This is a genomic window from Pseudomonas fluorescens group sp. PF-1, from assembly GCF_054481335.1.
This window is the reverse complement of record NZ_JBTMNG010000002.1, coordinates 3,190,816-3,209,159: the sequence shown is the minus strand read 5'-3', so window position 1 is coordinate 3,209,159 and position 18,344 is coordinate 3,190,816. Positions and strand designations below refer to the sequence as shown.

Sequence of the window (18,344 nt, the reverse complement as noted above, 5' to 3'; positions counted from 1 at the left end):
TGTGAAATCCTGGCCAGCTTGAGAACTACTCCAGCATAAAACATGCCTTGAATTTCGCCGTGCAGTTCATCAGTAAATCAATCAGTTATTCAAACGCACTGATTTTTGACCATGCAATTTGCAAAAAACACATTCAGAAGCCCTGCAATTTGCACACTTCGCTGGCGGGTTTGCATTAGCCATCGATGCCGTCAAAAATAGAGACATGTTTATTCAGTATCCGCTGACACCGCACAGAGGCAAGGAGGCAACATGGGTTACTGGACCATTAACACCACCGTTGGGCTGATAGTTGCCGCGCTGTCCAGCGCCGCGCACGCAGCAAAACTTGAAGAAGTCGCGCCCTTTCCCAAACCTGAGAGCGGCTTTGCCCGCCAGGTTATCCACCTCACGCCGCAGGCCCGTGAAGACGATTATCAGGTCGAGATCCTTGCCGGAAAGACCTTGAAAGTCGACTGCAATCGGCAACGCCTGGGCGGCATTCTCGAAGAGAAAAACCTTGAGGGTTGGGGCTATCCGTTATACCGCCTGGAAAAAGTCATCGGCCCGATGAGCACCCTCATGGCGTGCCCGGATGGCAAGAGCCACCAGGATTTCGTGCCGGTGGTCGGGGACGGATTCATGCTGCGCTATAACAGCAAGCTGCCGATCGTACTGTACGTGCCCAAGGACGTTGAGGTGCGTTATCGAATCTGGTCTGCCTCCAGCAAGGTCGATAAAGCCGTCGAAGAGTAGCCGTGAAGCGGACGGACGGCGTCCGCTTGCCGGCTGACTCGCTTCACGCCGGGGCGTCGCATAATGCGGCGCGCTCGGCCACATGCCGCAAACTGTCGAAATTGATGTTGGCCCCCGAATCGATGGCCACGAAGGTCTGGCCGCGGGCTGCGCTTTTTGCCACGTACTTCTTGATGCCAGCCACCGCCAATGCGCCGGAAGGTTCGGTGATCGAGCGGGTATCGTCATAGATATTCTTGATGGCGGCGCAGAGTTCGTCATTGCTGACGGTCAGTACCTCATCGACGCAAAACCGGCACACTTCGAAACCATGGGCGCCGATCTGTGCGACGGCCACGCCATCGGCGAAGGTGCCGACGCGCGGCAGAACGACGCGCTGATCCGCCTGTAATGCGGCCTGCAAGCAAGCGGAATGTTCCGACTCGACGCCGATGATGCGTATTTCAGGGCGAAGGTATTTGACGTACGCCGCGATTCCGGCGATCAAGCCGCCACCGCCCACCGGTACGAAAATCGCGTCCAGCGGACCTTGATGCTGACGCAGGATCTCCATGGCCACGGTGCCCTGTCCCGCGATCACATCCGGGTCGTCGAAGGGCGAAACAAAAGTCTTCCCGGTTGTTTGCGCCAGGTCCAGCGCAAAGGCCAGGGCAAATGGAAAGCTCTCGCCGTGCAACAACGCTTGTGCGCCACGGCTGCGCACCCCGAGCACCTTCAGTTCCGGTGTGGTAGCGGGCATCACGATCGTGGCGTCGATCCCCAGCTCACGCGCCGCCAGTGCCACGCCCTGGGCGTGATTTCCCGCCGACGCCGTCACCACGCCCCGCGCCTTTTGCTCAGGGCTCAGTTGGACCAGTTTGTTGTAGGCGCCTCGGATCTTGAAGGAAAAGGTCGGTTGCAAGTCTTCGCGCTTGAGCAGGATTTGATTGCCCAATGCGGCGGACAACGCCGGCGCCGCTTGTAACGGCGTGCGCACCGCCAGCTCATAGACTGGCGCAGCAAGGATCTTTTTGACGTAATGCTCAAGCAGGGATTGTTGGGCGGGCACGCGGGTCATGATCGTCTCCTGACATTGATCAGAGCCCCGAGACAGAAAATGAAAACCCGCCTCTAGGGCGGGTTGGGTGCTGCAGTCGTGAGCTAGCCCGCCAAATGAGGAATGGCGGTAATAATGCTTGGCTGGCAGCGCAATACGGTGGAAGTCATGCCCGGAAAATAGCCGGGCGCTGATGGCAAGTCAATGGCCAATTCCCTTTGGCCTGTTGATCCGGAATTTGCAGCCTCGTCGAGAGTGCTCTCGCCGCCAAGGCGGCTCCCATACTTGTTGAGCGCTTCAAATACCCTGCCGATGATCTCATTCACTTCGCCAGCCGCTTGAGTCCCAGTACCATCACCCCTGCCCCGAACATCATCGCCAGCAAAAACAACGGATAAGAAACCCACCACGGGGTTCCCGCCGTCATCATGCTGAACTCGGACATGCCGCCGATACTCGCGATCAGGTTCAGCGGCAAAAACACCACGTTAATCAATGTCAGTTTGCGCAGCAGGTTGTTCATGCTGTTGTTCATCAGGTTGCCCCGGGCGTCGATGAGCCCGGAGAACACCGTCGAGTAGATTTCCGCCTGCTTGTAGCACTGGTTGTTTTCGATGATCAGGTCGTCGATCAGACCAATGGCATGGGCGCCGAAGTGCTCCTTTTGCGCATGATTGCGCAACCGGGTCAGCACCGCGCCGTTACTGTGAATGGCGTTGATGTAATAGATCAGGCTTTCGCTGAGATTGAACATCTGGATCAAGTGCTGGTTCTGCATCGACGCGTTGAATTTCTGCTGCAACTCGCGGGCAACCATCTTGATCACCTTGAGGTGCCCCAGATAGTGATGGATGTTGTTGAACAGCAGTTCGAGCAGCACATCCAGTGGTGTGTTCAGCGGCTGGCGCTTGCCGAGCCCGCTCAGGGGCGCATCGTCGGTGGCGATCACCAGCAAGCGATCCGGGCAAAACAGCAGGCCGCAGGACGACACTTCGAAGGCCAGGCTGTCGGCACCGGAGTAATTGTCCGGTCGCTTCCAGATCAAGAAGAGGTTGTCCGGATGAAACTCGATACGCGACACCTCGTCCGGGTCGAGCGCCGAGGCCAGGGCATGATCATCCAGCTTGAAATGACTGTGCAGCAGGTCCCGTTCGGCGGCGTCGGGATTGCTGAACAACATCACCTCGGCGTCCAGTCTTTCGACCGCGTGCAGCGTGCCGTGGGTCAATTGATAGCTTTTGATCATGGGCCGCTCACCAGGCCTGGCCGCGACGCTTTAGCTCCAGGCGCCTGACGAACTCTTCCAGCACCAGTGAATACAGATCGTCCTGCAAATAGGCGTCTTCGATACCGGCGTCCATGTTCGGGTTGTCATTGACCTCGATCACCACCACTTTGTCGCCGGACTGCTTGAGGTCGACGCCGTACAAGCCATCGCCGATCAGATTCGCGGTCTTCACCGCCAGTTCCACTACCGCTCGGGGGGCTTCGTGAACCGCCAGGGTCCGGCATTCGCCATTGATGTCCTGGCCCTTGGCCTTGTGGTTGTAGATCTGCCAGTGCCCCTTGGACATGAAGTACTGGCAGGCAAAGATCGGTTTGCGGTTGAGTACGCCGATGCGCCAGTCGTACTCGGTGTAGAAGAATTCCTGGGCCAGCAACAGCACCGAGTGTTCGAACAGCTCGGCCGTGGCTTCGAGCAATGCTTGCTGGCTTTCAACCTTGATCACGCCTCGGGAGAAACAGCCGTCGGGTATTTTCAGCACCAATGGAAAACCCAGGCGCTCGCCAACCCGTTCGAAGTCCTCCGGTCGTTCCTTGTAGAGGATTTCAGTGGCAGGCATGCCCAGTTGATGGCTTTTGAGCAGGTCTGTCAGGTACACCTTGTTGGTGCAGCGCAGGATGGAGGTCGGGTCGTCCATCACCACCAGCCCTTCGCTCTCGGCTTTCTTGGCGAAACGATAGGTGTGGTTGTCGACGCTGGTGGTCTCGCGGATCAGCAAGGCGTCGTACTCGGCAATTCGCGCGTAATCCTTGCGCTCAATCAACTCGACGTCGATACCCAGGGTCTTGCCGACCCTGACAAAGTTGTCCAGTGCCTTGGCATTGGACGGCGGCAAGGCTTCCTGGGGATCGTGCAATATCGCCAGATCATAACGCGCCAGGCGCCTTGATCGCGGTAACCGCCAGATCTTTCGACTAAACGTGTCCAGCGCATTCGCAAACTGATCTTCCTGGTCCTCACGCAACTTGTGCAAGGCACCAAACTTTATACCTTCGATGTGCCAACCGTTAGTTCGGCGAAACTCAACTAACAGAATGGGACAAGCAAACACTTCAAACAATTGCCGAGCCAAATCCTGTAAAGGCTCGATGTTGGTTTTGCCGAAATACAAGGTCAGGGTAAAGCCTTCGGTATCACTGTAGAGATGATGGCTGAGGGCCTTTTCCAAAGTTTTATCCAGGTCATCCAGCGCCAGGCCATACAGGGACTTGCGTGTCAGCTCGCTGATGGTACGCACCGATGGAATGACCTTGTGCCCCCGCGCCTCGGCCAGTAGCGAGCAGTAATAGCCATGCCCCAGGTACTTGTAGCTGCGGCACAGGTTGATCACCTGGACGCGTTTGCCCTGGTCATTGTCACGGGTTTGCTCAAGGTACTCCTGGGCCGTAACGATGTCTTCACTGGGGAAGTAAGAGGCCCAGTCTTCCTTGCGTTCGACAATGATAATCAATTGGCTGGAAGTTCTATTCGCATCATTTAAATAAGTTGCAGAAGTGATTGCTGTCGGCAAAGTTTGTTCGGATACTTCGCGCCAATGACCCTGTACCGCTGACATAGTGATTGATCCGTTGGAGAACAAGACCTTTCCTATTAAGCACGAACTTTTTCGAAAGTCCCGTTTCGTTACGCAACTTTTACGGTGGTCATATGAATCTGATTTTTCGGTTGGCGGTCACTGAGGATCTACCGGCACTACTGCAACTTGAAGAACAGTGTTTCACCACGGATCGGCTCAACAGTCGCAGCTTTCAATGGATGATCAATCGGGCACACGGCCAACTGCTGGTGGCCCAGCGCGGCGAGAACCTGGTGGGGTATGCCGTTGTGCTATTCCATCGAGGTACGTCGCTGGCGCGCCTGTATTCGATCGCGATCGCGGTTCAGGCACGGGGCAGCGGTTTGGGCAAACAATTGCTCGAGCGGATCGAAGCCTGTGCACTGGAACACGATTGCGCCTATTTGCGGCTGGAAGTGCGCATCGATAACCCGGCGGCCATTGCCCTGTATGAGCGCAATGGCTATCGGCGCTTCGCCTTGATTCACGACTATTACCAGGATCATGCCGACGCGTTGCGCCTGGAAAAGCGCATCCTTGAGCACCGCGCCTCACGAAACATCCAGGTGCCCTATTACCCGCAAACCACCGATTTCACCTGCGGCCCGGCCTGCCTGCTGATGGCCATGGGTGCTCTGCAACAGGGCCGTATGCTGGAACGCCGCGAAGAATTGCAGATCTGGCGCGAGGCGACCACCGTGTTCATGACCTCCGGCCACGGTGGTTGCAGCCCACAGGGTTTGGCATTGGCGGCCTGGCGACGTGGATTTCGGGTGTGTCTGCAACTCAGCATGGCCGGCCCTTTATTCCTCGACGGTGTGCGCAACGCGCATAAAAAAGACGTCATACGCCTGGTGCACGATGAGTTCACACTGCAATTGCAGGCCACCGATGTCGAGTGTGTGATGGGCGGGGCGTTGAACCTGCCACGACTGCTGGAGCACGGTGGACAGCCGTTGGTACTGATCAGCAGCTATCGACTGACCCGTTCGAAATCCCCGCATTGGGTGATCGTCACCGATTGCGACGACGAATTCGTCTACCTGCATGATCCCGATGTGGATCACAGCCAGCATCGCCAACCCATGGACTGCCAGCATCTGCCGGTCAGCCATGGGGAATTCGACAAGATGTGCACTTTCGGCCGGGACAAGTTGCGGGCGGCGGTAATTTTGTATCGTAGTGAGTGAACGCTCCGTTTTCTGTGGCGAGGGGGCTTGCCCCCACGCCACAGGTATCCGCGTTATTTCAATCCCACCCTGTACAACCCGCCGTTTTCTTCATCGGTCAGCACGAACAGATAACCATCCGATCCCTGGCGCATATCGCGAATGCGTTGGTTGAGCACGAATCCTTTTGTCAGGTGAATCGCCGACAGCCTGGCTGCCCTGCCTTCAAGGGTTGCGGGTGTCCGGGTCTCGCTGGGGCGGATTGGGAATGAATTTGGGTGGGCTGGCGGGCGCCGGGCGATCCTGGGGATAGCGATTGCCGATACCGCCGTTATCGAGGGTCGGTGGCCTCGGTACCGGCACAGTGTTCGGCCCGCGGATGGCCGGCGCATTGGGCTGCGTGCCCTGCATGCTGTTTGGATTGGCGCGGCGAATCGGGCTGTTGTAGGGGTTGTTGTTGCCCGGCAGGTTTTGGGCGATCTGCAACGACGCACCTGCCCTTGCAGCTTCAGCCTGCACCGTTTGGCTGATGACGCCGCTCAGGGCGAGCGTGATGAGGCCAAGCATGCATCGGTTCATGGGGAGCCTCTCGACGTGAGCCAGAATAGAGTCTTCGATAGCACGCTACGCTCGGGGTTCGTATTTGTTAACAAAAACCTCCGACAAGATGTAACACGACGTTGACGCCCCATCGCGGCAGGGCTCAATGCGGCTGAAACTTTTTCAAGAGGCCACGGGTCACCTGATCATCACTCACGAGTAGACGACCATGGCGCGGGCAATCTGGAAGGGCGCAATCAGTTTCGGCCTGGTGCACATCCCTGTGGCGCTGGTCTCGGCAACGTCTTCCCAAGGGGTGGATTTCGACTGGCTCGACAGCCGCAGCATGGACCCGGTTGGCTACAAGCGCGTCAACAAAGTCACCGGTAAAGAAGTCACCAAGGAACACATCGTCAAAGGTATCCAGTTCGAAAAGGGTCGGTATGTGGTGCTCAGCGAAGAGGACATTCGCTCGGCGCATCCTTTGTCGACCCAGACCATCGACATTTTTGCCTTTGTCGATAGCGACCAGATTCCCTTGCAGAACATCGACACACCTTACTATCTGGCGCCGGATAAACGCGGGGGCAAGGTTTATGCGCTGTTGCGCGAAACGCTCACCCAAACCCAAAAAGTCGCCCTGGCCCGCGTGGTGCTGCACACCCGCCAATATCTGGCCGCGCTCATGCCGCTGGAATCGGCCATCGTCCTGATGAAACTGCGCTGGCCGGCGGAAGTACGCAGCCTGGACGAGTTGACGTTAGGCCCTGACGTGACCAAGGCCGAGCTGACCAAGGGCGAACTGGATATGGCCAGGCGACTGGTGGAGGACATGAGCGCCGAATGGTCGCCGGATGACTACCGGGATGAGTTTGAAGACAAGATCATGGCCCTTGTGGACAGGAAAGCCCACGAAGGCAAGATTGAGGACGTTGAAACAGCCACCGGCGAAGAGCAACGCAAAACAGCGGATGTCATTGACTTGACCGAGCTGCTCAAACGCAGTCTGGGCAGCAAGGCGCCAGGCAAGGCGACCGCAAAGCCCAAGCCGTCCGCCAAACCAGCGGCGAGAAAAAAAGCCAGCACGTAATGGGCGGGCCGCCCAGGATCATCGCAGGCAAGCCCGCGACGCCCTCGGTCGGCCAGGCGAAAGCATCAGACGAGGATGAAGATGGCCAGCAACCCGCCAAAGATTGCCCACTTTTCCAGGTAATAGCGTGTGCGGTTGCGCTTTTTCAGTTCTTTGCCGCGCAGACGAATTTTGTAGATTCTGCCGAACAGTCGATTGATGCCCCCGGTTTTGTCACCCGCCTCATTCGGCGCGCCGGCCGCCGCCATCACATTGCGGCTGAACCAGGTGTTGAACGCGGCCGCCCAGCGATACTTCATCGGGCGCTCAACGTCGCAAAACAGAATGATACGGTTCTGCTCGGTGGCGTTTTCAGCGTAATGGATGTAAGTCTCATCGAACATTACCGCTTCACCGTCGCGCCAATGGTAGTTCTCGCCATCGACATTGATGTAGCAACCGGCATCGTTGGGGGTTTCAAGGCCCAAGTGATAACGATAGGAACCGGCATAAGGGTCGCGGTGACGCACCAGTTTCGAGCCCGGAGGCAATTCAGCGAACATCGCAGCCTTGATCGAACCGATGCTCTGCACCAGTTCAGTGGTGCGCGGACAGAGTTTCATCGCCGATGGATGGCTGTCGCCGTACCACTTGAGGTAGAAGCGTTTCCAGCCTGATTTGAAGAACGAGTTGAAACCGACATCGTCGTACTGGCTCGAGCGTTTGATCTCCCCTGCCCGCAACAGGTTTTGGCCTTCGGCGCGGATTTCTTCCCAGTGAGCCTGCAACGGGCTCAGGTCGGGAAAGTCGGCAGGATTGAGGAAAGGTTTGTTGGGTATCTTCGAGAAGAGATAAAGGAAGCAATTGATCGGGGCCAGAAACGTCGAGTGATCACTCAACTGGCGGCCCAGCTTGTGTCGCACCTGCCCTCGCAAGTGGACGTATGCGATGGAGACAACATAGATAGCGGCAATAATGAGTTTCACGGAAATCGTCACACGTCAGAATTGAACAAACTGCGCCCCTTGGCAGCCCTTGGCCCAGGGGCTTGTGCAGAGTTTTAATACGAAAGCTGTCCCGAAGGCGCATCCTTGAGCCGGCGCTGCTTATCGGCACCCGATGATCGGTGGCATTTTAGCCACAATTTGTAACCAAAAGTGAACCAAAGCCGCGAAAAACTGTCATCTCTCACCACCAAAACATCGCCACTGCCTTTTTGCCTTATGGCTTAGAGAGCCAGCCCACACAAACTTTACGGGCCCCCTGATTGACCGGCCTCAGCGCGCTTCGACTTGGGCCAAGCGCTTCACATGCTCCTGTCCACTGATTGCCAGATGGATCTTCCGCTTCTGACCGGGTCGCGTTTCCCGTGATCCGAATGGCGGAACGGGGACTGATTCGGTACTGCCTCAACCCTGGTTATGAATCGCCCCCTCTTACTAGAATAATTCGGATTGCCAAATTTCTCTCTGCTCCGAAAGTTCAAGAGCATCCGCAACCTGAATCTCGCGTTGAGCCTCGACCTTCCTGACGAACTCTGGAATTTGATCTGTGGACAGTGGCCGGCTAAACAAATATCCCTGAGAAACTCCCACTGCGCCGGTGTTTCCACCCCCTCGACATTAGTGATTAAACCCACGCTTCGAGCCATTTGTACGATGGTCTTGACTATGGCTCGATCATCGGCATCGATTGCGATATCACGCACGAAAGACTGATCGATTTTGAGTTTATAAACCTTGAACTTCTTGAGATAGCTCAACGAGGAATACCCGCCCCAAAGTCATCACTGGACATGCGTACCCCGCGCGAGTGCAAGTTGTCCATGATCTCGATGGCGGAATGAAAAGGTGAGGCAGCCAATACTGGTAGTAAATGACCACCCACTTAACAATTGCGGTGAGTAACAACAGAGCTGAGAAAATCAGGTATTTGGTGAAGACCGTCATCAAACGTTGCCAGGAACGCAAGGTCACCAAGAGCAACGGGACGGCCACCACAAACCGTGCTGAAAGCCAAAAATAGAGGTGTTTCGCTGAGGCGTTATGCGATAGAAAATCGGGCATGCCTTCATAGGAGGCGGCATGCAAAAAAATACATCCAACCCGGCCACATGGTGCATGGAAGCACGATGTGAAGAGCGCACCCGCCAAATTGCAATCTGCTCGATCTGAGGCTGTTTTTTTAAGCATAGACTTGATTACCACCACCCTCCTGCGCCGCCTCATTGCGGCCACGGCATGGCCTTCTCCGGGTGTTCGTCGCCATGCTCTGGTCAAGCTCTCGACGACTCTGGAAGCCGCAGTTGCCGAAGCGCTGATCAAGAAGAACCCGGCTAACGCACCAAAATCGGAAAAATCGTTTCGTACCACTCAACGAACGTGCACTGCATGCGCTGGAGTTCGCCCGCCAGTACGCCATGCGCCGTGCATAAGGCGTCGGCAAGCTCCAGGCACTGGCGATGCCTTATCGACCACCGTACAACTGCCGTCATACTTATGCGACAATATGCTCAATGTCCAACATGAACCCCGCATTCATCGCTCAGCAGCTTGGCCACAGTGTCCAAATGTTGCTGACGACCTATGCGCGTTGGCTCAACTCAAGCTCAGACTGGGCGGAGCTGGAAAAGCTCCAGATTGGTATCAAATCGGTATCAGGCAAAAAAAGACCAGCTCTAACCCATTGATAGGTAAGGTAATTGATCTCCACAGCTAACATCACCATGCAGTTCGGCGCCAAGCCGTTGTTCGAAAACGTTTCGGTCAAATTCAACGGCGGCAATCGTTATGGCTTGATCGGCGCCAACGGTTGCGGCAAGTCGACCTTCATGAAGATTCTCGGCGGTGACCTCGAGCCATCCGGCGGCCAGGTCATGCTGGAGCCGAACGTACGCCTGGGTAAATTGCGCCAGGACCAGTTCGCCTACGAAGAATTCACCGTGATCGACACCGTGATCATGGGTCATGAAGAGTTGTGGAAGGTCAAGGCCGAGCGCGATCGCATCTACTCGTTGCCGGAAATGAGCGAAGAAGACGGCATGGCCGTGGCCGAGCTGGAAACCGAATTCGCTGAAATGGACGGTTACACCGCCGAATCCCGCGCCGGTGAGCTGCTGCTGGGCCTGGGGATTCCCCTGGAACAGCATTTCGGCCCGATGACCGAAGTCGCTCCGGGCTGGAAACTGCGGGTATTGCTCGCCCAGGCCCTGTTCTCGGACCCGGAAGTGCTGTTGCTCGACGAACCGACCAACCACCTGGACATCAACACCATTCGCTGGCTGGAAACCATTCTCACGGCGCGTAACAGCACCATGATCATCATTTCCCACGACCGTCACTTCCTCAACAGCGTCTGCACCCACATGGCTGACCTGGACTACGGTGAGCTGCGCCTGTTCCCGGGCAACTACGACGAGTACATGACTGCCGCGACTCAATCGCGCGAACAATTGCTGTCGGACAACGCCAAGAAGAAAGCCCAGATCGCCGAACTGCAAACGTTCGTCAGTCGCTTCTCGGCCAACGCCTCGAAAGCCAAACAGGCCACTTCCCGCGCCAAGCAGATCGACAAGATCCAGCTGGCCGAGGTCAAGCCGTCGAGCCGCGTGAGCCCGTTCATCCGCTTCGAACAGACCAAGAAGCTGCACCGTCAGGCCGTGACCATCGAGCAGATGTCCAAGGGCTTCGACGGCAAGACCCTGTTCAAGAACTTCAGCTTCACCGTAGAAGCCGGCGAGCGCGTTGCGATCATCGGGCCGAACGGTATCGGCAAGACCACCCTGCTGCGCACCTTGATGGGCGAGCTGACCCCGGACGCCGGTTCCGTGAAGTGGACCGAAAGCGCGGAGCTGGGCTACTACGCCCAGGACCACGCCCACGATTTCGAAGACGACGTCAGCCTGTTCGACTGGATGGGCCAGTGGACGCAAGGTGAGCAGATCATTCGCGGCACGTTAGGTCGCATGCTGTTCTCCAACGACGAGATCCTCAAGTCGGTCAAAGTGATCTCCGGTGGTGAGCAAGGTCGCATGCTGTTCGGCAAACTGATCCTGCAAAAGCCGAACGTGCTGGTGATGGACGAACCAACCAACCACCTGGACATGGAATCCATCGAAGCACTGAACCTGGCGCTGGAGAACTACCCGGGCACGCTGATCTTCGTCAGCCACGACCGTGAGTTCGTGTCCTCTCTGGCCACCCGCATCATCGAGCTGAGCCCGAATGGCGTGACCGACTTCAGCGGCACCTATGACGACTACCTGCGCAGCCAAGGCGTGGTGCTCTAAAGGCAGCTACCAGCCTTTAGCTGCAAGCTTCAAGTGAAAAGCCCTGTCTTTTGTGACGGGGCTTTTTGCATTTCAGACCAAGGTTTCTTGTCGGTGCATCAATCATCGCGAGCGACAGCGATAATGTCATGGCAAAGGTAGTTAGCCTGCTTTCTTTTATATCAATGCCAAGCCATCATGCCGCTCTCCCACCGCCGCCCGCGAACGAGCTCTCATGTCTGCGCAGCAACAGCCACCGCAAAGCTCCATGGCGATCACCCTGCAGATCGTCTCCATCGTCTTCTATACCTTTATTGCCTTTCTTTGCATCGGCCTGCCGATTGCGGTGCTGCCCGGCTATGTCCATGAACAACTGGGGTTCAGTGCCGTTGTCGCAGGGCTGACCATCGGTTCGCAATATCTCGCTACCCTGCTCAGTCGCCCCATGGCGGGACGCATGTCCGACAATGTCGGCACCAAGCGGGCGATCATTTACGGGTTGTCCGGGATTGTGTTGAGCGGCGTGCTGACGTGGCTGTCGACCTTGCTGCAAAGCGTTCCTTTATTAAGCTTGTTGATCCTGATCGCCGGCCGCTTGCTGCTTGGGATTGCCCAAGGCTTGATCGGAGTCGGCACCATCAGTTGGTGCATGGGTCAGGTAGGGGCCGAACACACCGCGCGTTCGATCTCCTGGAACGGCATCGCTTCTTATGGCGCGATTGCCATCGGCGCGCCACTGGGCGTGGTGATGGTCGATCAACTGGGCTTCGTCAGCCTGGGCATCGCCCTGTCTGTGCTGGCCCTGGCAGCACTGCTGCTGATTCGTAACAAGCCGTCGGTGCCTGTGATCCGGGGCGAGCGGTTGCCCTTCTGGGCGGTGTTCGGGCGCATTGCGCCGTTCGGTGCGAGCCTGTGCCTGGCCTCCATTGGCTACGGCACCCTGACCACTTTCATCACCTTGTATTACCTCAACCGTGGCTGGACCGGCGCCGCTTATTGCCTCACCGTCTTCGGCGTGTGCTTCATTCTGGCGCGCCTGCTGTTCATCTCCAGCATCAGCCGTTTCGGTGGATTCACCTCGGCCATCGCCTGCATGAGCATTGAAACCGTCGGCCTGATGTTGCTGTGGTTCGCGCCCTTGACCGGCTATGCCTTGATCGGTGCCGGCCTGACCGGCTTCGGTCTGTCGTTGGTGTACCCGGCGCTTGGCGTCGAGGCGATCAAGCAGGTGCCCAACTCCAGTCGTGGTGCCGGCTTGAGTGCCTATGCGGTGTTTTTCGATCTGGCGCTGGCGATTGCCGGCCCCTTGATGGGGGCGGTGGCGTTGAACTTGGGTTATACGTGGATATTCTTCGCAGCTGCGTTGTTGTCAGTCACCGGCCTTTGCCTGACGCTGCTCCTGTCACGCCAAAGTGCGCGTCAAACCCGTTGAACGCTGACACGGACAAGGCAATAGATTAAAGCATTACAGAAGGATTCCAACGCAACATTCCGCATCGATTGATGCAAAGAGCCAGCATTGTTTGAAGCGTCAACTTTCACAGATGCTTATCGTGGCTCTTACATAACAATCGATAAATGGAGATTAATTAATATGCGTATATTGCCTTTAAGCCTGCTCGCGCCTGCATTGCTGTTTTGCCTCCACGGCACGGCCCATGCGCAAAGCTCCACACCGCAGCAAATCTGCCATAACGGTCAATGCTGGGACATCGGCGACGATATTGGAGATGAGTGCTGCCCATTCAGTGATGAACGACTGAAAAGCAACGTTCAACGTCTGCAAAATCCCATGGAAAACCTCCTGAAACTCAATGGTGTAACGTTCAACTGGAAGCAAAACGACCAGGCCGATGTCGGCCTGATTGCCCAAGATGTACAGAAAGTTTATCCCCAGTTAGTGCGCACTGATCGAGGCCACTTGCAAGTTGATTACCAAAAACTGGTGGCACCTCTCATCGAGTCCGTACGCGAACTTAATGCAAGGGTAGTTACACTGGAAACTGCTTTAGCTGATAAGTAACTAACGATAAACAACTGCCGATCTCCCTCACTGATCGGCAGTCTGCATCCCGGCCCGCGTCGCCTTGCCCAGCGTGCGAGAGAAGAAGCGTCCGGCTTCGGAGATCATGTTGCGGTGAATGTCTTCGCGGTCAACGCCATCGGCATCAGTACACAGCGCCGGCATGATGACGATCTGCTCGTCGTTGCACGGTGCCATGAATACAAAGTGCCCTGCCCCGGCCAGCAACTTGAAGTCCGGCGCGACTGGCAGCTTGCGCGCCAACGCCACCGCGTTTTTGTCGATGGGCACCAGATTGTCGCCGTCTCCGCTGTAAAGCAGCACGGGCACGTGCACATCGGCCAGCGTGTGGCGACCGAACTTCAAGCTCAGCGGCGCCATCAGCATTAGCGCGTGGACGCGTGGATCGGCCACCGGTTGCAGGTCATCGCGGTCGACGATCAATTCCCCCCGGGTGTTGCAGGCGTCACGGTCATCCGGACGCTCCTGGCAGTAACGGCGCAGGCGGTCCAGGTCCGGAGTCGCACCGGACAGAATCAATGCCGTCTCGCCTCCGGCCGAGTAACCGATGACGCCCACCTGATCAGCATTGACGAACGGCGACAGCATGCGGTCGCCCAGGGTCGCAGTGATGGCTTCGGAAATCTGGATCGGCCGCCCGTACAGATTGCTCAAGGTGCCGAGACGACTGTGATCCTTGGAGTTGTCGCCGGGGTGAATCACCGCCACCACCACAAAACCCTTGCGCGCCAGCGAGGTGGCGAGGTCATGCAGGGCCAGCGGGGTTCCGGTGTTGCCGTGGGACAGCATCAGCATGGGGAATCGGCCGATGGCGACTTTCGTGTCCTCACCCGCCTCGACGGTGTAACCCTCAAGTCGGCTGGAATGTTCCTTTTCGCTCGATGGGTAGAAGGCGATGGCACGCATCGGTTGCAAGTCCAGCGGGTCGAGAAACTTCATCTCGTGGTAGCCGACGCTCCAATGAGGATGCGGCGCAGGGGCGGCGTGCACTGTATTCAAGCTGCTGAGCAGGCAAATCAGTAAAGTTGCACAAAGACGCACCATGGGATGCCCCACCTTGTTACCGGATTAAAGACATAAACCCTCGACTGCATAACTTGGGCCACAAAACGAAATGGACAGAAACAAAAAACTCCGTATCTGATACTTGCGCATTCAGAATACAGAGTTTTTTGAGGGTTTGCCCAACCGGCTTGAAGTCTTTATGCAAGCCTTACGCGGCGGCGAACAACTGCTCGCTGATCTGCTCGTGAGCGTCGCTCATGGCTTTGTTACGGACATCGTCACCATAGGCCAGGCCATGGGCACGCACGAATTCGATGTCAGTGATGCCGATGAAACCGAACAACACTTTCAAGTAGTCTTCGTGGGCAACGCCGGTTGCCTGGCCGGCATGCAGCCCGCCGGAAGTCGAAACGATCACCACTTTCTTGCCACCGCACAGCCCCTCGGGACCGGCTTCGGTGTAGCGGAAAGTCTGACCGGCAACGGCGATGCGATCGATCCAGGCCTTCAGTTGGGTCGGAACAGTGAAGTTGTACATTGGGGCTGCAATCACCACGGCATCGGCGGCGAGGAATTCGGCCAGTGTCGAAGCGCTGAGTTCGGCTTCGTGCTGCTGTGCGGCGTTGCGCAATTCAGCGGCGGTGCCGGCAGCCACCAGGGTGGTCGACGAAAAATGGCTGATTGCATCGGCCGCCAGGTCGCGGTAAGTCACCACAGCGGATGGTTCGGCGACTTGCCAGGCTTTCACGACTTCACTGCTCAGCTGACGGGAAGCCGAGTTGTCACCAAGAATGCTCGAATCGATATGCAGCAGTTTCATGTGGGATCTCCAGGTGAGGATCGCTACAAGGGCGATCTGATGGAAACAATCCTACAGATGAAACCAATAGGTGATTAGACCGCAACAATGCGATAGTTTGTCTCACTGGTAGAACGATCGAGTCATCAGCCATGCAAGACCTCAATGACCTTTATTATTTCGCCAAGGTGGTGGAATCCGGCGGCTTCGCGGCGGCCGGGCGTTTGCTGGGCATTCCCAAGTCGCGGTTGTCGCGGCGTATCGCCGAACTGGAAGAACGCCTGGGCGCGCGCCTGCTGCAACGAACCACTCGCCAGCTGAAACTGACCGCCGTGGGCGAACGCTACCTGCGACACTGTCAGGCCATGCTGCTGGAAGCCGAAATGGCTGATGAAGCCGTGGCCAGCATGTCCAGCGAACCCCGGGGACGTTTGCGGGTGTCCTCCCCGGTCGGCCTGGCCCACGAGATTCTGCCGGCAGTCATCAGCAACTTTCTGGAGAAATTCCCCCAGGTGCAACTTGAGGTCGTGCTGGTCAATCGCCGCGTCGATCTGGTCACCGAAGGCGTGGATGTCGCGCTGCGCGTGCGTGAACCGGGCGATGAAGATCCGCTGTTGGTGACCCGCCGCTTGCGCCAGGCACAGATGCTCCTGGTGGCCAGCCCCACATTCCTGCTGGGGCGTGAGATCAACCGCCCCGATAATTTGAAAGACCTGCCAGTGCTCGGTGCCCTCGAACCGGATCGGCTGGTGCACATCCGCCTGGTCGATCGCCAGGGCAAAAGCCACGATCTGGCAATGGAAGCGCGCCTGGGCGTCGACGACTTCATCGTACGCAAGACCTGCGCCCTCGCCGGGCAGGGGTTTACCACGCTACCGATGATGTATTGCGAGCAAGAACTGGCCAACGGTTCGCTGGTGCAGCTGTTGCCTGAATGGTCGCTGCCCGGTGGCTGGCTGCAAGCGGTCTACCCTCATCGACGCGGGGTGATGCCGGCCGTGCGTGCCTGGCTCGACCATTTGATCGAAACATTCAATGCCTGCGGGGACCGTTTGATATGAAGGCTGGACGCATGAGCGAAGTGGACGTCGCGACATTCTGCCTGGCGCTGCCCGGTGCGCGGGAAGACTATAAATGGGGAGGCGTACGGGTGTTTTCGGTTGCCGGAAACAAGATGTTCGCGCTGCAGAACCTGCGCGGCGAATCCCTGGCGTTCAAGGTCGACAAGGATTTGTTCCTCGGTCATTGCGACCGTCCGGGCATTCATCCGGCGCCTTATCTGGCGCGGGCCCAGTGGATCATCATGAACACGCCCTACCCACTGGGTGCCGAAGAGCTGCAAGGCTTGTTGCAACGCTCTCATCAACTGGTGGTGAGCAAACTGCCCAAACGAACGCAGGTCGGGTTATTGCTTTAGAACAGTGCCAACAGGTTTGCACCGAGAAACAGCCTGTCGATCCAGAACACTTGGTGCAGCATCACGATGAGCCAGAACACCAGTTGAAACGAGACCTTGCGCGTCTTGTGCCGAAACACTTGTTGCGCCAGCAACGCCCCCGGCCAGCCACCCGCGAACTCCAGTGCATGCAGCACGTTTTCCGGTGTTCGCCATTGATCGACACGGGCCTTGCGCTTATCGCTCCAGTACAGCAAAAACGTCAGCAGGCTGACGATGCCGTAGACCGCGAGGGGAATCAGCGACACCCCACGCAACCACAACGACATCGACCCGAACAACGGCAGCGCGCACAGGGTTGCGAACACCAGCAGCTTGAGGCGTAGATGCTGGATATGTCCCCCGGACTTGCCTGCGGAACGATAGCGCGCGCTGGAATCACTCATGGTTTGGCCGCGGTCCAGTCTATCCAGCCAAACTGCCACGTGGCCAGAATCAGCAGGCCGAAGGCAATGCGGTACCAGGCGAACGCCGCGTAGCTGTGGCTGGCGATGAACTTGAGCAACCCGCGCACGGCAATCATCGCGAAAATGAATGCAGTCACGAAGCCAAGGGCAAATACCGGAAAATCAGCCGCCACGAACAGCTTGTGGTACTTGTAGCCCGAGTACACGGCCGCACCCACCATCGTCGGCATGGCCAGGAAGAACGAGAACTCGGTGGCGGTTTTACGCGACAGACCAAACAACAGGCCGCCGATGATCGTCGAGCCGGAACGCGAAGTACCCGGAATCATCGCCAGGCACTGGGCGAACCCGACTTTGAGTGCGTCTTTCCAAGTGATCTCGTCCACAGTATCGGCATGCACTTCATGCTGACGCTGTTCAGCCCACAGCATGATGATGCCACCCACCACCAGGGCCGTCGCCACGGTGATCGGGTTGAACAGGTAGTGGTGGATCAGGTCAGCAAAAATCACTCCCAGAACCACGGCGGGCAGGAAGGCGATCAACAGGTTCGCGGTAAAGCGTCGCGCACTGGGCTGGGTCGGCAAACCGATGACCACATCGAAAATCTTGCGGCGGAACTCCCACACCACCGCCAGGATCGCCCCGAGCTGGATGATGATGTTGAATGCCATGGCCCGCTCGCCACCGAAGTCGAGCAAGTCGGCCACGATAATCTGGTGCCCGGTACTGGAAATGGGCAAAAACTCTGTCAGCCCTTCTACAACGCCAAGAATCAAAGCCTGAAAGGCAGTCCAAAGATCCATTCATCCCCCAAAAGGCTATGCACCGTTGCATGCCCCGTTAGTATTTTTAAAAACATTTATCGCGATCAGCGTAGTTGAATTCGCACGCTTTCAGGCTCCACACCTGGCCATGAAAAATCCGTGAAACATTTGGATTCAGGTTTTCCCGTGCGGGGCCGAAATCCTATCAGA

General features: G+C 57.2%; 19 protein-coding genes and 3 pseudogenes. 9 read left to right on the top strand and 13 right to left on the bottom strand.

Translation table 11 applies throughout. The annotated features are described in order from the left end of the window. The first annotated feature begins 252 nt into the window (after positions 1–252). Positions 253–735 (top strand): serine protease inhibitor ecotin, encoded by a 483-nt coding sequence (eco, locus tag ACX3YD_RS29630; RefSeq protein WP_458961757.1) that lies wholly within the window; start codon positions 253–255, stop codon positions 733–735. 57 nt (positions 736–792) lie between these two features. On the opposite strand, the pseudogene ilvA reads toward eco, so the two are convergent. From ilvA to ACX3YD_RS29610, 4 genes and pseudogenes are all read right to left on the bottom strand, one after another. Beyond that, positions 793–1,792 (bottom strand): annotated as a pseudogene (ilvA, locus tag ACX3YD_RS29625) (threonine ammonia-lyase, biosynthetic); the annotation flags it as partial. Positions 1,793–1,875: 83 nt separating this feature from the next. Beyond that, positions 1,876–2,097 (bottom strand): hypothetical protein, encoded by a 222-nt coding sequence (locus ACX3YD_RS29620; protein ID WP_458961756.1) that lies wholly within the window; start codon positions 2,095–2,097, stop codon positions 1,876–1,878. Further along, on the bottom strand, positions 2,094–3,017 hold the full coding sequence (locus ACX3YD_RS29615) for a magnesium transporter CorA family protein (RefSeq protein WP_103405682.1): 924 nt from the start codon (positions 3,015–3,017) through the stop codon (positions 2,094–2,096). Before ACX3YD_RS29615 ends, ACX3YD_RS29620 begins: the two co-directional genes overlap by 4 nt. A 7-nt stretch (positions 3,018–3,024) precedes the next feature. Then, positions 3,025–4,611 (bottom strand): RimK family protein, encoded by a 1,587-nt coding sequence (locus ACX3YD_RS29610; RefSeq protein ID WP_090469494.1) that lies wholly within the window; start codon positions 4,609–4,611, stop codon positions 3,025–3,027. 92 nt (positions 4,612–4,703) lie between these two features. Here ACX3YD_RS29610 and rimI point away from each other — a divergent pair, with 92 nt between their 5' ends. After that, complete coding sequence (rimI, locus tag ACX3YD_RS29605) at positions 4,704–5,801, top strand: ribosomal protein S18-alanine N-acetyltransferase (RefSeq protein WP_458961755.1); 1,098 nt, start codon at positions 4,704–4,706, stop codon at positions 5,799–5,801. Positions 5,802–5,854: 53 nt separating this feature from the next. On the opposite strand, the pseudogene ACX3YD_RS29600 reads toward rimI, so the two are convergent. Next, positions 5,855–5,956: pseudogene (locus ACX3YD_RS29600) on the bottom strand (PQQ-dependent sugar dehydrogenase); the annotation flags it as partial. Between the two features lie 49 nt (positions 5,957–6,005). Further along, positions 6,006–6,359, bottom strand: coding sequence for a hypothetical protein (locus tag ACX3YD_RS29595; RefSeq protein ID WP_458961754.1), 354 nt, complete (start codon positions 6,357–6,359; stop codon positions 6,006–6,008). Positions 6,360–6,549: 190 nt separating this feature from the next. On the opposite strand from ACX3YD_RS29595, the gene ku reads away from it, so the two are divergent. Further along, a complete protein-coding gene (gene ku, locus ACX3YD_RS29590) occupies positions 6,550–7,410 on the top strand; it encodes a non-homologous end joining protein Ku (RefSeq protein WP_458961753.1) in 861 nt (286 codons plus the stop codon). Positions 7,411–7,475: 65 nt separating this feature from the next. Here ku and lpxO read toward each other — a convergent pair whose 3' ends face one another. The 3 genes from lpxO to ACX3YD_RS29575 all read right to left on the bottom strand — a co-directional run bounded on the left by lpxO (position 7,476) and on the right by ACX3YD_RS29575 (position 9,581). Beyond that, positions 7,476–8,375, bottom strand: coding sequence for a lipid A hydroxylase LpxO (gene lpxO / locus ACX3YD_RS29585; protein WP_458961752.1), 900 nt, complete (start codon positions 8,373–8,375; stop codon positions 7,476–7,478). A gap of 320 nt (positions 8,376–8,695) precedes the next feature. After that, on the bottom strand, positions 8,696–9,151 hold the full coding sequence (locus tag ACX3YD_RS29580) for an EAL domain-containing protein (RefSeq protein WP_458961751.1): 456 nt from the start codon (positions 9,149–9,151) through the stop codon (positions 8,696–8,698). Next, entirely contained in the window at positions 9,120–9,581 is a 462-nt protein-coding gene (locus ACX3YD_RS29575) for an MASE3 domain-containing protein (RefSeq protein WP_458961750.1), read from the bottom strand. The genes ACX3YD_RS29580 and ACX3YD_RS29575 overlap by 32 nt, the downstream gene beginning before the upstream one ends. Here ACX3YD_RS29575 and ACX3YD_RS29570 point away from each other — a divergent pair. From ACX3YD_RS29570 to ACX3YD_RS29555, 4 genes and pseudogenes are all read left to right on the top strand, one after another. Beyond that, a pseudogene (locus ACX3YD_RS29570) lies at positions 9,580–10,078 on the top strand (site-specific integrase); the annotation flags it as partial. The gene ACX3YD_RS29575 and the pseudogene ACX3YD_RS29570 overlap by 2 nt on opposite strands. Positions 10,079–10,090: 12 nt before the next feature. Then, positions 10,091–11,677 carry an ABC-F family ATPase gene (locus ACX3YD_RS29565; RefSeq protein ID WP_458961749.1) on the top strand — a complete coding sequence of 529 codons (1,587 nt, stop codon included), beginning with the start codon at positions 10,091–10,093 and terminating at the stop codon, positions 11,675–11,677. 214 nt (positions 11,678–11,891) lie between these two features. Beyond that, positions 11,892–13,088 carry an MFS transporter gene (locus ACX3YD_RS29560; RefSeq protein WP_458961748.1) on the top strand — a complete coding sequence of 399 codons (1,197 nt, stop codon included), beginning with the start codon at positions 11,892–11,894 and terminating at the stop codon, positions 13,086–13,088. A gap of 162 nt (positions 13,089–13,250) precedes the next feature. Continuing rightward, positions 13,251–13,679: a tail fiber domain-containing protein gene (locus ACX3YD_RS29555; RefSeq protein ID WP_458961747.1), complete on the top strand. Its 429-nt coding sequence runs from the start codon at positions 13,251–13,253 to the stop codon at positions 13,677–13,679. Between the two features lie 27 nt (positions 13,680–13,706). On the opposite strand, the gene ACX3YD_RS29550 is transcribed toward ACX3YD_RS29555, so the two are convergent. Together ACX3YD_RS29550 and ACX3YD_RS29545 are read right to left on the bottom strand one after the other, a co-directional pair. Next, on the bottom strand, positions 13,707–14,744 hold the full coding sequence (locus ACX3YD_RS29550; RefSeq protein ID WP_458961746.1) for an alpha/beta hydrolase family protein: 1,038 nt from the start codon (positions 14,742–14,744) through the stop codon (positions 13,707–13,709). Between the two features lie 169 nt (positions 14,745–14,913). After that, positions 14,914–15,525 carry an FMN-dependent NADH-azoreductase gene (locus tag ACX3YD_RS29545; RefSeq protein ID WP_047528566.1) on the bottom strand — a complete coding sequence of 204 codons (612 nt, stop codon included), beginning with the start codon at positions 15,523–15,525 and terminating at the stop codon, positions 14,914–14,916. A 131-nt stretch (positions 15,526–15,656) separates the two neighbouring features. On the opposite strand from ACX3YD_RS29545, the gene ACX3YD_RS29540 reads away from it, so the two are divergent. Next, positions 15,657–16,565, top strand: coding sequence for a LysR substrate-binding domain-containing protein (locus ACX3YD_RS29540; protein ID WP_458961745.1), 909 nt, complete (start codon positions 15,657–15,659; stop codon positions 16,563–16,565). Further along, positions 16,562–16,921, top strand: coding sequence for an MmcQ/YjbR family DNA-binding protein (locus ACX3YD_RS29535; protein ID WP_047528564.1), 360 nt, complete (start codon positions 16,562–16,564; stop codon positions 16,919–16,921). The genes ACX3YD_RS29540 and ACX3YD_RS29535 overlap by 4 nt, the downstream gene beginning before the upstream one ends. Here the strand turns inward: ACX3YD_RS29535 and ACX3YD_RS29530 are convergent. Further along, entirely contained in the window at positions 16,918–17,346 is a 429-nt protein-coding gene (locus tag ACX3YD_RS29530; RefSeq protein WP_103405692.1) for a DUF1294 domain-containing protein, read from the bottom strand. The genes ACX3YD_RS29535 and ACX3YD_RS29530 overlap by 4 nt on opposite strands. Then, positions 17,343–18,173, bottom strand: a complete 831-nt coding sequence (locus tag ACX3YD_RS29525; RefSeq protein WP_090469468.1) for an undecaprenyl-diphosphate phosphatase — start codon at positions 18,171–18,173, stop codon at positions 17,343–17,345. Before ACX3YD_RS29525 ends, ACX3YD_RS29530 begins: the two co-directional genes overlap by 4 nt. Between the last annotated feature and the right edge of the window lie 171 nt (positions 18,174–18,344).

What these genes read in the sequence shown, in the direction of transcription:
- rimI (WP_458961755.1), top strand. Translation starts at nt 4,704, where the DNA reads ATGAATCTGATTTTTCGGTTGGCGGTCACTGAGGATCTACCGGCACTA.
- ACX3YD_RS29550 (WP_458961746.1), bottom strand. Translation starts at nt 14,744, where the DNA reads ATGGTGCGTCTTTGTGCAACTTTACTGATTTGCCTGCTCAGCAGCTTG.
- eco (WP_458961757.1), top strand. Translation starts at nt 253, where the DNA reads ATGGGTTACTGGACCATTAACACCACCGTTGGGCTGATAGTTGCCGCG.
- ACX3YD_RS29560 (WP_458961748.1), top strand. Translation starts at nt 11,892, where the DNA reads ATGTCTGCGCAGCAACAGCCACCGCAAAGCTCCATGGCGATCACCCTG.
- ACX3YD_RS29595 (WP_458961754.1), bottom strand. Translation starts at nt 6,359, where the DNA reads ATGAACCGATGCATGCTTGGCCTCATCACGCTCGCCCTGAGCGGCGTC.
- ACX3YD_RS29540 (WP_458961745.1), top strand. Translation starts at nt 15,657, where the DNA reads ATGCAAGACCTCAATGACCTTTATTATTTCGCCAAGGTGGTGGAATCC.
- ACX3YD_RS29575 (WP_458961750.1), bottom strand. Translation starts at nt 9,581, where the DNA reads ATGCTTAAAAAAACAGCCTCAGATCGAGCAGATTGCAATTTGGCGGGT.
- ku (WP_458961753.1), top strand. Translation starts at nt 6,550, where the DNA reads ATGGCGCGGGCAATCTGGAAGGGCGCAATCAGTTTCGGCCTGGTGCAC.
- ACX3YD_RS29530 (WP_103405692.1), bottom strand. Translation starts at nt 17,346, where the DNA reads ATGAGTGATTCCAGCGCGCGCTATCGTTCCGCAGGCAAGTCCGGGGGA.
- ACX3YD_RS29545 (WP_047528566.1), bottom strand. Translation starts at nt 15,525, where the DNA reads ATGAAACTGCTGCATATCGATTCGAGCATTCTTGGTGACAACTCGGCT.
- ACX3YD_RS29535 (WP_047528564.1), top strand. Translation starts at nt 16,562, where the DNA reads ATGAAGGCTGGACGCATGAGCGAAGTGGACGTCGCGACATTCTGCCTG.
- ACX3YD_RS29555 (WP_458961747.1), top strand. Translation starts at nt 13,251, where the DNA reads ATGCGTATATTGCCTTTAAGCCTGCTCGCGCCTGCATTGCTGTTTTGC.
- ACX3YD_RS29615 (WP_103405682.1), bottom strand. Translation starts at nt 3,017, where the DNA reads ATGATCAAAAGCTATCAATTGACCCACGGCACGCTGCACGCGGTCGAA.
- ACX3YD_RS29525 (WP_090469468.1), bottom strand. Translation starts at nt 18,173, where the DNA reads ATGGATCTTTGGACTGCCTTTCAGGCTTTGATTCTTGGCGTTGTAGAA.
- ACX3YD_RS29610 (WP_090469494.1), bottom strand. Translation starts at nt 4,611, where the DNA reads ATGTCAGCGGTACAGGGTCATTGGCGCGAAGTATCCGAACAAACTTTG.